The organism is Akkermansia sp. NBRC 115031, from assembly GCF_030268505.1.
In the GTDB taxonomy this organism is placed as follows: Bacteria; Verrucomicrobiota; Verrucomicrobiia; order Verrucomicrobiales; family Akkermansiaceae; genus Akkermansia; species Akkermansia massiliensis.
Genome location: NZ_BSQU01000005.1, coordinates 262512 through 274741, shown reverse-complemented (window position 1 = coordinate 274741; position 12230 = coordinate 262512). Strand labels below are relative to the sequence as shown.

The following is a 12230-nucleotide window of genomic DNA, read 5'->3' as shown; positions in this document are numbered from 1 at the left end:
CCTGCTGAGCCGATTTAAGCAACCATTTGCGTGCTTCGGTATCATTATGCTCAACACCAAGGGATGTGGCATAAGCCACTCCCAGATTGTATTGGGCTTTGGCATGGCCTTGTTTCGCCGCTTTGTAGAACCAGCCGGAGGCTTGCTTGTCGTCTTTTTCTGTTCCTGTACCGAAGGCATAACATCTGCCCAGCTGAAACTGGGATTCCATGTCTCCCCCTTCAGCCTGTTTCTTTAATACGTTAAAATCGGGTAACGGTTCCGTACCGGATAACATCGAAACGGGTAAGGTAAATGCGACAAGAATGCAGATGAAGATATGTGTCCAGTTCATTATTTTAATTTTGTGAAATGTGAGTAACTATGATTATTATAGAGATAATGATTGCAGGAAAATTATTTACTCTTATCCCACAGCCATGCCAGAAAGCCACCAATAGGTATAATGCTCAAAAAGCCGGGACCTCCCGATGAGATTCCAACACACACCCATACAAGGAGAGCTAAACATGTAATCCCCCCCTTGAAGGCTATTAAAAAAGAAGAATCTCTATTTTCTTCAGAGATTGGTTCGTTCACTTTCCGATTCGAGTCAAAGTCTTTTCGTGAAGAGTTCAGGAGTCGTTGGCATTTATCTATCCATTTTTGAGCTTCAGGGTGACTATTAGTGAGTGCCAGCTTAAACCACATTAATCCTTTCTCCAAATCAGGAACTTTCATTTCCTCCCCATTAAAACAAATCCTTCCCATCATGAATTGCGCATCTACAGAACCTTGCCCAGCAGCTCTTTCAAGCCATGTAATACCTTTCTTGATGGATTTTGGAATTCCTACACCATGGTAATAACTCATTCCCAAAAGATACTGGTCTTCTTTATTTCCTTGTTCTGCATGTTGCTTCAAAAAAGGATCGTTCTGCAGAGAGATGACGCCACGGTATGTTGTTCCCTCTTGGACAAGGGATGGAATGGTGACATTTTGTCCTTCCCGGACGTCGGAAGGAATATGGACAGAGATAATTTCTTCTCCCAGTTTCAATGTTTTTTTGACGCCTAGTTTGGCCTCAATTTCCGAAATTCGGATGCGGTAAGTTGTTTCTTCTTCAGGTTCTCCTGTTTCGGATGAGGCAGAATGATTTCCTGCCTGGGAAGAAAAAGCAGAGGGAGAAAAAAGCTCATTGGCATAAAATGCTGCTCCGAGTCCGACGGCTTCCATACTTTTATCCCAGGACTTGCAGGTGAGCCTTGTCTTTTCCTCCAGCAGTTCTCTGAGTCGGGGAGTCTTGCTGCTTCCTCCCACAAGAAGAATAATGCTGGGGGCCGGCTGATGGTCGGCAGTCAGCCGAGCCAGGATATCTTCGACCATTTGGACAACTTTTCCAAGTTGATGAACAATGACTTCTTCCCATTCTCTACGAGGTATTCGTAAATTCTGTATTCCGGCGGACATGGGGAGGGTCAGTGAATACTCGTTCACCAAGGAAAGCTTCTCCTTGGCTTGCCTGATTCTTTTCCGCAAAGCCCTCTGTTTACCCAAAGGTTCCTGATTCAGATCAACTCCGGTTTCCTGTTTCAGCCTGTTGGCTACATGATTCCACATGATCGTATCCAATACTTCCCCTCCCATGGTTTCATCTCCCCGGCTATAGGATTTTTGGACCTTGAATCCTTCTTCAGTCCGTTGGACAAGACTCAAATCGAGGGTGCCTCCTCCCCAATCCACAATCAACGCTGATCCCTGGAACGCATCATCTGGAAACAATGAGCAAAAGGCTTTCCCCGCCGCTTCCGGCTCCGGGACGAGAACCACTTCCTGAAATCCGGCCGTCTTCGCCGCCTTTTTCAAATCGGACTGTCGTGCTGGGCTGAAGCAGACGGGAATGGTGATGACTGCCATGTCTATATTATAATTGCCATGAAGGGATTCCTGTTCGCATTTCTCACGAATGTACTTTAGAAATTCCATGGTGAGGCCTTGCGCAGAATATTCCTTTTCCGAATCATCCCGTTTCAATGTCCTGGTTCCACCAAGCCATAATTTGAAAGCTCTTGCATATCCGGATGGATCATATTCGCAAAGATCGTCAGCATCGTCTCCAAAAGAAAAATCTCCGTTGGAACTCATGTGGACGGTTGTGGGGATGCTGTCATTACCCCGTCCCAGACGACTCAATGTCGGGAATTTGCTATTGTTTTCAAGGTATGAAACAAGCGTATTCGTTGTGCCGAAGTCAATGCCTATACAGATGGAATTCATGATCTTTTTTCAATAGAAGTGGGCTGGATACTCTCCATTCGATGCCGTATATGTTCGGCTGTTTTTCGAGTTTCTCTATCCGGAGCTCCGGTAACGGCTTCACATACGATCGTATAAGTTTTACGAAAATCGTTAGTTACATCTCCATCCCGGATGGAGGAATCAAGAGAACCTTCAAGAAGCAGCCGTATGTACTGCCGTGCATCCGGAGGAAGGAATGCCAGAGACTTGTCGAGAGAATCCAGGATTTCGACATCGCCATCCAACTCGGCCAGGAGTTCCTCCTCAATGATACGGAAACGATCCGCCTCTTCCCAATGTTGTAGTAATGAAGCCAGCTCCTGTTTTCCTGTCGCTTTTTTCTCGTAAACCCACAATCGGGTGGAAGGTTCTCCTACTGCCGTTTCCAAAATACCCCAGTGTTTTTGATCCTGTTCGAGCCTCTCCTGAATTCCTTCCAAGGTCCGGTAAGCTCGTTCTATTATGTGGCGGGCTTTGGCGCGGCTCTGCCGTTGTTTGATGATCCCCCCTCTGGTGAAAAATTTTTCTTCCAAAAAACGCAACAACCTGTCCATGCCGCTTAGTTCCCGAATGGATTTCCTGTACAGGGCCTCTTCGGCGACTCCCATGTGGTCCATATGACGGACAAGTACCCGAAAACTCGGCCACGGAAGCCAGGGACACAAGCCTCGGATAGCAGCCCGTTCTTCCACCCTGTCCCACCGGGTATCTCTTTTGAGAACGGTCAAAAGTTCTTCGTCCGAAAGAGTGAGAATGACTGATTGCAGGCGATTGAAAAATTCGTCCGGCGCCAGTCGGGAAGACAAGGCCAGTGGAGCGCTGACCGGAATGATGTCGGCGACGACATCCCTCATATGGTTCTTCAGCTGTTCTGCTTTCCTCTCTATGTCGCTCATGTCTCCCCCATTGTCCCAATAGGTATTGTCCCAGAGGTGGAAGACTCCTACGCTGTTGTAGGGAGATGAATCGGGCAAACAGCCCTTCCTGAAGGTCTGCAGGGACTGTTCATCCGCTTCTTTCCCCAGATATCCGAAAACATAAATCAGGGCATCGGCCTTTTCTCCTTCCGCAATGCTGGCCTTTTCCGCATCCAGAAAGCTTTGCGCCACTTTCTCATGATCATCATTCGCACTTCCCGTTCCCGGGGTATCAATGATCCGGGTGCGTTTCAAGGTATCGGCATCGGAGAATAACTCGAGAAACGAAGTCCTTCTTACCCGGTTAATAACCTGTTCGTCCTTCCCGCTCCAGTCGGTATGCAGTTTTCCCAGAGGAAAGGATTCCGCAGGAGCATCCTTCCAATGAACGATGAAACGGTTGCTCATTTCCCGGGAAGCATGGGAAATACGGTTGATGGTCGCGGTGGCCTCTTCCGATCCCATAATGGCGAGATTTTGGCCGATCAGAGCGTTAACCAGGGAACTCTTGCCTGCCTTGACCCTGCCGAAAACAGCGACGCTGAACGGTCTGCACGCCGTATCGGCTATCTGGCGCAGAGTTTGAGCTTCTCCACTCAAAGAGGGATACTGCTCAAAAAACGAAGCCATTTGCAGCAGGAATGCTTGAAAACGTTCCTGTATGCGTCTGCTGTCCCAAGCTCCTTTCATGATACATCCGAAAAAGGGAATTATGTGAGAGACAGGCCACGCTCGATTTGCTGCAGGCAGGATTCCCACCCAGCCAATTCCGAACGCTTCTTCATCAGCTGCTGATTACTCATATTTTTTCTCTCTGCCAGTTCCGCAATCTGCCTTTCGTAGCCTGTCTGTGTTTCCGATACCCAGGTTTGGATGGCGTTACCTGCAGCATGCTGGATATCCTGCAAGATGCGTTCAATGGAAGACTGCGCCTGAGAGTAGGCGGAAGAAAGCGTCTGGGAAATCCCATTGGAAGCTTGCTGCTTATTGGCCCTGAGTTCTTGTTGCTTCTTGAGATTGCAAGCTGCGGAGCCCCCAAAATATCCGGCAATGGCCATCCCTATGCCGCTGCCGATAATCGTACCGACAACAGGAATGACAGAGCCGATAATTCCTCCTACCACAGAGGCAATAGTGACGCCCGCAATACCGCCGTAAAGACCTGTTCTTGCATTATCAAATATGGAGCCTCCTTGCTGGAGTTGCTCTATCTGACGTCCCAGGGCAACACGGTTTAATGTGGAGGACTGGCTGTGATTCAATTCCGAGGAAAGCTCCAGTGTGCCATGTTCTGCAACCCGTGAAAGTTCCGTTTCCGCTCTTTCCTGAATCATCCGTCCGGTTTCCATGGTTACCTTTGAAATAAATTCGGGTAACTTTGCAGAAATGTCTGAGAGAATGGCCTCCAACTGTTCCGCATCCTGAGCCTGATTGATCAGATTTTCAAAGTCCTGCTGAATTTCACCACCCGGCTGGCATTTCCGGATGTTTTCCATGGCATCCAGCCGAAGAGATCCTATAGATTTCTGGATTTCGGAAAGCAGATGAGGCTTCTCTTCATTATTCCATCTCTTGAAACTGGCTTGAGCATTTTGAAGATCTTCTCCCAGCTGTTTTTGTTGCTCTTCTGTTTCGGCATCAAGGAATGCTTTTTTTGCAGTCAATTCTCCTCTGACTCTCTCCAGTTTCGGTAGAGCCTGGAGTATGGCCCGCCCGGCAATGAGCTGGCGTTGATTCTTGCGGAGAGAATTTTGGACGAAGGCCATCAAAGGAGGAAAACCGCTGTCCGCAAGATCCTCCTGGTCCGTTGCTTCGTCTGCTTCCAGCTTAAGATGGGAGTCTACGCTGAAATATTTAATGTCTTCCTGCTTGAAACCTACTTGCCGCATCAAGATATCCACGTTGTTTTTCATGCGTGCCTGGCGCATTTGGGTATCGGCGGCATCGGCCTTGGTCTGCACAAAATAGATGTTATCGGTGATTGATCTCAGCTCCTTCAGGAAACAGATCTCCTGCAATCCCAGCGGAGAACCGATGCTGTCCGTCACGAAGAAAACGGCATCTGCTTTGGGGGCATACTGATAGGTGATTTCCTTGTGCTTTTTGAATAGACCGCCCAGCCCCGGAGTATCGACAATCACGATGCCGGAGCCCAGCAGTGGAGAAGGAACACATACTTCGATGAAGTCTACTTGGCGGTAATTGTCTGGGTTGCCGTTTTCAGTGCCGTAATCGTGGAGTTCCCTCTCGTCAATGACCTGCTCCGGCTTGCCGCTCTGTCTGGTGAAGAAGACACGGTAGCGTTTTTCTTTACCGTAGCGTATTTTGAAAATTGTCGAGGTCGCGACATCCGAATTAACGGGAACAAGGTCTTTGACGCCCAGGAGTGCGTTGATGAAGGACGACTTGCCTTGCTTGATTTCTCCCATGACGACAATGCGAAACAACCCCGCCCGCCAGAGTTTGAGATTGTCCAGAAATCCCTGGTCGGGAGAGGAGGAAAAAACATCGCTTTCCAGCTGAGCCAGAGCGGCAAGGTGAGACGTCAGTTCCTTCAGGGAAATGGATGTTGTAGAAGAATGGGTATTCATTGTTTTAGGAAAACTAAACGGTTCTCATCATTTCAGAATCATTAAACAGAGAGTCCACCAGTTCATAGGCTCCTTCCGCAACACTCATGGCAATGGATGGATCGGCCGTTGCCGCAAAGGCGCCTATGCCGGCTCCCGCACTGATCCAAGGAGCAAAATCGACCCCCTGAAGGGATCCCATGAAACTCCCATCCGGTAACGGAATATCTGTCGCTGTATAATAAAAATCACTGTTCTCCCAGGCATCCATGAACTTGTCCAGAGGGTAATGGATGGCTTGCCCGTCAGGAGTGCCTGAATCATTCAGAATGACCATGAGATTGTTGGGTTCACTGGCATCAATGCCGGTAACGACAACGGCATGGTCTGCCGGCATGAATTGGGAACTATCCAGCCCCAATCCCTTGCACAGGGCTATCTTCAAATCGTTAAGGGGGCCTTGATCCCAGAGCTGGTCTGAGTCGAGTCCCACAATGACGCCGTGTCCGGCCTGCAGCTCCCTGGCCAAATCATCCAGAGTGGCGTTTTGGACAGAGTGATTGGGAATACCATACATGTCCATCATGTTCCCAATATCAGCGGGGGATGTGCCGCCTCCCGGATGATACCAGCCATTGGAGGAAGAAATATAATCGGCCTGCTCCTGTGTAAGACCAATGCCGAATTGATTGATGAGACTCATTTCGGCAACAACAGCGCAGTTGTCCGGCTGCATCTGGAGTTCCCATGAGCCTGCCTGTATGTCAGGGGTGCCAATGATATAATCGTCCATAAATAGAGGATGGTTTATGATTAATAGTGTATGTTAAAGTGAAGTTTGAAGAATGACTTCCTGCTTGCGAATGAGTCGTCCATCCAGCCGGATTCCGGAGGCCCCCTGCTCCTTGATTACGGGAGAAACATGAGGAGGCAGCGTTTTCTCTACGGAAATGGCTCGTTGTATTTCCGGATTCCAGAAGGATTCCCGGAAGAGCTCTATTCCCATGGCTTTGAAAGCTTGCAAAAGGGTCTCTTGCAGCAAAGAAAGTGCAGTCATATCCTTGGAGTCGGCATTTTGCGCCAAAGACAGGAGTTCGTCGTAAAAATCGACGGCGTCACAGACCCATTGGGGTTTTCCTTTTGAAGAGCCGTTTTTCCAAAAAGGAGACAGGGAAGAAATTCTGTCACGAATGAGTTCTTCAAGATGGGACGTCTGCCATGAACCTTGACGTTTTGCGATGCAGCTCAGGACTTGATCCCATTCAGAGTAGGCAACAGGCTCATCAGGAGAGGACTCAAGGAAAAGGGGAGCAACGTTGGGCGACGATTTTTTCCCTTCGTTTGGATAAGACGATTCCTTGCCGGAATACCTCGTGAAGACCTCATCAATGGAAGTAGCTGAAAAGTCTCTGTTGTCCTTTCCTTTTTCTGGGGACAAAGAAGATTCAATTCGCGAACGATATTTAGCCAACTGGCGACAGATGGCAATCAGACCCTTTTCCTGAATGGAAAGCCCCCGGATTAAGAGCAGTTTGCCACGCGTCAATTTCATAAATGAGAGGTAAATGTTTATTGGAACGTTGACGTTTTCCGGCTGAATAACACGATGATGAGCGAAATCCAGAAGCAAACCCCGGGAAGAATCCAGTAATCAAAAGGGGCCAGCAGCAAGGGAGTGAGAGCAAGCCAGAAAACAAGTTTCCGGTACTGCAAACGTCCCAACAGGATCATCAGGTAACTAGGCAAAAAAGAGAAAAATCCTAAAAACAGACCGGGGAGCAAGGAGATCGGCAGGAGAACCAACAATGACAAATAGTCGATTGCCCCGTTTTCCTTCGACGTGCATAAATACAGAATCCCGGACCACCACCGCCCGTTGAAAATCATAGTGATTAGGCTGAAAACAAGGGTAAAGGGAACAATCAAAAACAGAAACGTTCTCTTCAAAAAAGGTTTCAGCCTACCCAATCGGGAAAGATGCGGAACGTCGGTTTCATCGAAAAGGAAGGTTATGAAGGCATTCATTTTGATTATCGCTACAATTAAAAACAAGCAATAACAAGAACATGCGATAAGCTAAATAATTCAATTACAAAAATAAACTTCAATATTCGTTTACTTTTTTATCGTAAATAGCACATCCATAAAATAGTGAAACAATAAATAAAAATAAAATCATGTATTTTATTTTATAATCGTCGCAAAAAAATATCGTGGAACTATATTGTCCTGAATTTCGATCATAAGGTTGTTTCTTGCCTCCGCCTCCTATTTTTGTAGGAGAACAATTAGATAATAGTCCAGAACCTAAGAAGGCAACACATATAAGTAATACGTTTTTTATTTTCATTTTCCGATCTATGCATAAAAATACTTACAGCCTTTGCCCGTTTGTGCGGACAATGCCCTTGCCGCCGCAGTTGATGCAGGTGTTGTTGCCGAACTTGCCGCTTCCATTGCAGGCGGGGCACACTTTGACTCCATTGCTTTGTTGGCATTTCAGACCTTCATGAGGCATAGGGGCGGTGTTCGAGATGGACAGGCTTGCATGTGCAAGTAAGGCACAGCTGGAAACGGCTATCAGAGCCATGAGTGTGATACGGATTGTTTTCATTGTCGTGGGTTCCTTTTGGTGGGATTAGCGGGATGCGGATTGAAGCGGATGTACAGCAGTGCTTCTTTCCGGGATAGATGCCCTCTCTCTGCTTATCGCAATGACAATCTCCAGAAGGACCTGCCGAAGGGTAAGGTTACGGGAGGCCATACGCTTCAACAAATACAGTCTGGCTTCATCGCTCAGCTTCTCGAGCAGTTCGGGGATATCACACTGCATATTCGCCATACGGATATTTTTTATATCGTTTTAGAGTGTGTTGTCAAATAGTATTATAGCTATAATGGAAGAAAAGATATCGTCCGGGCGGAAAATCTAGCTCTCAATCTCTTATTCTATCTGCTTATTTCTCTGGCATTCATGGCTTGGATGTTGACGAACAATAGCAGGAAAGCTAATATACCTATCATGAGTTCAGACTCCAAACCACAGACGGATTTGAAAGCCGACGTCAAGCGTTGGCTCAAGGCTCGTGGACTGGACTACAGGTGGCTCGCACAGCAGTGCTTCGTCAGTGAAGTGACTGTCTACAACTGGATGGCCAAGAAAAAGATTCCGGAGGTCAAGGAGCACATCATCCGTTCCCTGATGACGGAGATGCCCGTGACGCTCCCGTCCGTGAAAGTGGAAACGGAATCCCGCGTGATCCTTCAACTGCCGCCGGATGTCCAGGCGGCCCTGGAGCGCAAGGCACTCGACAGCAAAATGACGCTGACCGATTTTCTGGCGACAAAAATCAATGAGATCGTTCGTGAAGGATCTCCTGCTTCTTCTCTTGTCGATGAAATCGAGCATGAGGAATTTTTGGAAAAAGATAATTGATGACGATGGGGCAAATGAAGCATGACCGAAACCATTCTTCGTCATGAGTCAAAATCCCCCCTGTAAAAAGGTCTCCCATTCTACCATTGTGTACGTCCGTTGGTCACGGAGCGAATGGCATCGCCTATTTGGCTCATGACAAGGCTCTGGGCAGAAAGGTTGTCCTCAAGGAACATTAACCCTAAGGGCTTTGTTGGAGAGATTATGAGACTCAACTCTTGTATGTATTCATAAATGAGTCTTTTTGCTTCTACGGCTTTTTTTAAGAAATTCGTTTAGTACAGCTGTGCTGGATCAAACGAAAAATCCTGTTTTTAATTGACCTGATGTTGATCAGGTTATATATCCTATGGTCATATACTAGGTTTGATCGCTCAATTGGCACCAGATGCTCGCATCACATCTCTCACCTCTAGAAATCCAAGAAGGATGAGGTGGACGAATGAAGGAACGCCAATGATACTACCAAACAAAATAAAGGAATCCTGCCCAAAATGAGAACCAACAGATACTGCATGTCATTTACAGATGGCAGGCGTCTTCACTACGAATCCATAAAGTTGGCCACGCCGTATCTTGATCTTGACGAGTGGAACTCTATTCGAGACAAAATCATTTCAAAAAACTTACTTCAGATCAGGACATTGAATACATTCAAGAGAACCTATAGCGAATTTTTTTTTCGGATTAGAACGCTAGCTCAAAACAAACTTGAATTCATTCTTGAGTGTAACCACCAAGAACACGCTTATCTCTTATGGGACGTCTTTTGCCGTCTGTATAGATTTATCTCCGACTTTTCCACCGGTGTGCTTCGAGTAATCCATGTGCAAAACACTACTGGATCAAATTCACAAAAAGAAATAAATTCAAATATAAGGAGATCAGAGATATGAAGATTTCAATAAAGAATCTCGGAGCCATAAAACAGGCAAAGTTTACCCTAGGAAAACTAACGATAATCTGCGGCGGAAATAACACCGGAAAAACTTACGCCACTTATGCTTTATTTGGATTTCTTTCTTTTTGGAATGATGTTTTTTCAATCAAGGTACCGGATGGAGCTATTCAACGTCTCTTGAATGAAGGAAGCGTCGAACTAGACATCGAAGATTATACTAAAAATGCTCAGTCAATACTAAAAAAAGGTTGCGACACCTATACAAAACAACTACCTCATGTTTTTGCATCGGCTGATAAACATTTTTCAGAAAGCCACTTCTCCGTTGATTTGGATTCAAAGGATATTCAACCAATTCAAATCTTTGAACGCACAATGGGAGCTGCAAAAACTCAGTTGTTTTCAATCTCTAAAAAGGCAAAATCAACGACAGTAACGATTTCGCTATTGCTAGAAAAAGAAAAAGTTAGAATACCTCAAGGTATCATAAGTCGGATCATTGGTGATGCCTTAAAGGATATAGTTTTCGGACATTTATTTCCCCGTCCATTTATTGCTAGTGCAGAAAGAACTGGCGCAGCAATTTTCAGAAAAGAACTCAATTTTGCTCGTAATAGACTCTTGGAAAAAATGGGGGCCATGGAAAAGGACATAAACCCTTTCGAATTGCTTTCAAAGTCCTATACCGATTACGCGATGCCCGTTAAATCAAATGTCGATTTCACTCGCCAACTTGAAGAGACCGCCAAGAAAACTAGTTTTATATCTAAGGAGCACCCTGAAATACTCAATGACTTTGCGGACATCATTGGTGGTTCTTATCTCGTTACAAAAAATGACGAGCTCTATTACGTTCCAAAAGGCAAACGCATCAAGTTAACTATGGATGAAAGTTCAAGTGCAGTGCGCTCGCTATTAGATATCGGATTTTATCTTAGGCATGTGGCTACTCCTGGTGATCTTCTTATGATCGATGAGCCGGAACTGAATCTGCACCCGGAAAATCAGAGGCGTGTAGCTCGTCTTTTTGCTCGATTGATAAATGTCGGGATCAATGTATTTATCACAACGCACAGTGACTATATCATCAAAGAGTTGAATACCTTGATTATGCTTAATCAGGGAGGAGAACGTCTTCAAATTCTCGCCGAACGAGAACATTACAATGCCTCAGAAATGTTGAATTCTGACAAAGTAAAAGTTTATATAGCAGAAGAAGCGCTCATTAAACTTGATGGCGCACAACGCAAGACAAGATGCCAAACACTTGTTCAAGCTGATATTGACAGGACACTAGGGATAGAGGCTCGTAGTTTTGATACAACCATCGAAGAAATGAATCGAATCCAGGAAGAAATCTTTTGGGGAGGAAATGAACAATGACGGATATTGATATTCTTTCCCAAATGATCAAAAGCTCTGCATTGGTAAAAAAGGGAGATAATTATGGAGCTCCCTTTGTTAAACTTACTGAGGTTCAAATTCCAGATTCTAGTGCAACTATTCGGAAGTTACCAACTGATGCTATGGTTATCAAGGTAGATGCATTTAGTTCGCGTAATGATGTTTTCAATGGGGGAAAAGGTGAATGTAAATGTGCTGATTACGTCATTATCAGCGCAGAGAAAAAATGCATTATTTACATCGAGATGAAGCGCACGAAAGATAGCTGGGATAAAATTATCAAACAGTTGCTTGGAGCGCAGTGTTTTATCAAATACTGCCAAGAAATTGGTAAAAATTTCTGGGCTAAGAATGATTTTTTAAATGACTATAAAAGTCGCTTCATCAGTATTGGGCATACCAGTATCCCGAAGAAGAGTACGCGGATTACTCGAACTGTAAATTGTCATGACACTCCTGACCGAGCAATGAAGATCGACTGGCCTAACTACATTGAATTTAGCAAGATTGCGAACTTGAGGGCTTAATGTATGGAAACTGTAAAACTCAAAAATTAGCCTAGTTCGTCCGAGCTAACCTAATTGAAAAAAATCAGTCAAGATATAATTGCTTCTGGTAGAAAACAGGGGTCTGCGTCAGCTTTTTACCAGTAGATTTGATCCAGACCCGAAAACAGGTCAGAGAGAGAGTTACCGAGACTGTAAAAGAGCTTGATTAACAGCGAA

General features: G+C 45.7%; 11 protein-coding genes. 3 read left to right on the top strand and 8 right to left on the bottom strand.

The window, feature by feature from the left end:
• The 8 genes from QSJ36_RS08810 to QSJ36_RS08775 all read right to left on the bottom strand — a co-directional run.
• On the bottom strand, window positions 1-334 hold a 334-nt coding region (locus tag QSJ36_RS08810), incomplete at its 3' end, for a tetratricopeptide repeat protein (RefSeq protein WP_285468314.1).
• A gap of 62 nt (window positions 335-396) precedes the next feature.
• The gene (locus QSJ36_RS08805; protein WP_285468313.1) at window positions 397-2256 is read right to left on the bottom strand and encodes an Hsp70 family protein; all 1860 of its coding nucleotides are present in this window, start codon (window positions 2254-2256) and stop codon (window positions 397-399) included.
• Window positions 2253-3884, bottom strand: a complete 1632-nt coding sequence (locus QSJ36_RS08800; RefSeq protein ID WP_285468312.1) for a dynamin family protein — start codon at window positions 3882-3884, stop codon at window positions 2253-2255. Before QSJ36_RS08800 ends, QSJ36_RS08805 begins: the two co-directional genes overlap by 4 nt.
• A 20-nt stretch (window positions 3885-3904) precedes the next feature.
• Complete coding sequence (locus QSJ36_RS08795) at window positions 3905-5785, bottom strand: dynamin family protein (protein WP_285468310.1); 1881 nt, start codon at window positions 5783-5785, stop codon at window positions 3905-3907.
• A 13-nt stretch (window positions 5786-5798) separates the two neighbouring features.
• Window positions 5799-6557, bottom strand: a complete 759-nt coding sequence (locus QSJ36_RS08790; RefSeq protein ID WP_285468308.1) for a C39 family peptidase — start codon at window positions 6555-6557, stop codon at window positions 5799-5801.
• A gap of 33 nt (window positions 6558-6590) precedes the next feature.
• Entirely contained in the window at window positions 6591-7316 is a 726-nt protein-coding gene (locus tag QSJ36_RS08785) for a hypothetical protein (protein ID WP_285468306.1), read from the bottom strand.
• A 17-nt stretch (window positions 7317-7333) separates the two neighbouring features.
• Window positions 7334-7789: a hypothetical protein gene (locus QSJ36_RS08780; protein ID WP_285468304.1), complete on the bottom strand. Its 456-nt coding sequence runs from the start codon at window positions 7787-7789 to the stop codon at window positions 7334-7336.
• 349 nt (window positions 7790-8138) lie between these two features.
• Complete coding sequence (locus QSJ36_RS08775) at window positions 8139-8354, bottom strand: hypothetical protein (protein WP_285468302.1); 216 nt, start codon at window positions 8352-8354, stop codon at window positions 8139-8141.
• A gap of 432 nt (window positions 8355-8786) precedes the next feature.
• On the opposite strand from QSJ36_RS08775, the gene QSJ36_RS08770 reads away from it, so the two are divergent.
• The 3 genes from QSJ36_RS08770 (at window position 8787) to QSJ36_RS08760 (ending at window position 12032) form a co-directional block, all read left to right on the top strand.
• Entirely contained in the window at window positions 8787-9200 is a 414-nt protein-coding gene (locus QSJ36_RS08770; protein ID WP_285468300.1) for a hypothetical protein, read from the top strand.
• Window positions 9201-10092: 892 nt separating this feature from the next.
• Window positions 10093-11484, top strand: a complete 1392-nt coding sequence (locus QSJ36_RS08765) for an ATP-binding protein (protein ID WP_285468298.1) — start codon at window positions 10093-10095, stop codon at window positions 11482-11484.
• The gene (locus QSJ36_RS08760; RefSeq protein ID WP_285468297.1) at window positions 11481-12032 is read left to right on the top strand and encodes a hypothetical protein; all 552 of its coding nucleotides are present in this window, start codon (window positions 11481-11483) and stop codon (window positions 12030-12032) included. The genes QSJ36_RS08765 and QSJ36_RS08760 overlap by 4 nt, the downstream gene beginning before the upstream one ends.
• Window positions 12033-12230 lie beyond the last annotated feature (198 nt).

What these genes read in the sequence shown, in the direction of transcription:
- QSJ36_RS08760 (WP_285468297.1), top strand. Translation starts at nt 11,481, where the DNA reads ATGACGGATATTGATATTCTTTCCCAAATGATCAAAAGCTCTGCATTG.
- QSJ36_RS08790 (WP_285468308.1), bottom strand. Translation starts at nt 6,557, where the DNA reads ATGGACGATTATATCATTGGCACCCCTGACATACAGGCAGGCTCATGG.
- QSJ36_RS08785 (WP_285468306.1), bottom strand. Translation starts at nt 7,316, where the DNA reads ATGAAATTGACGCGTGGCAAACTGCTCTTAATCCGGGGGCTTTCCATT.
- QSJ36_RS08800 (WP_285468312.1), bottom strand. Translation starts at nt 3,884, where the DNA reads ATGAAAGGAGCTTGGGACAGCAGACGCATACAGGAACGTTTTCAAGCA.
- QSJ36_RS08780 (WP_285468304.1), bottom strand. Translation starts at nt 7,789, where the DNA reads ATGAATGCCTTCATAACCTTCCTTTTCGATGAAACCGACGTTCCGCAT.
- QSJ36_RS08795 (WP_285468310.1), bottom strand. Translation starts at nt 5,785, where the DNA reads ATGAATACCCATTCTTCTACAACATCCATTTCCCTGAAGGAACTGACG.
- QSJ36_RS08765 (WP_285468298.1), top strand. Translation starts at nt 10,093, where the DNA reads ATGAAGATTTCAATAAAGAATCTCGGAGCCATAAAACAGGCAAAGTTT.
- QSJ36_RS08805 (WP_285468313.1), bottom strand. Translation starts at nt 2,256, where the DNA reads ATGAATTCCATCTGTATAGGCATTGACTTCGGCACAACGAATACGCTT.
- QSJ36_RS08775 (WP_285468302.1), bottom strand. Translation starts at nt 8,354, where the DNA reads ATGGCTCTGATAGCCGTTTCCAGCTGTGCCTTACTTGCACATGCAAGC.
- QSJ36_RS08770 (WP_285468300.1), top strand. Translation starts at nt 8,787, where the DNA reads ATGAGTTCAGACTCCAAACCACAGACGGATTTGAAAGCCGACGTCAAG.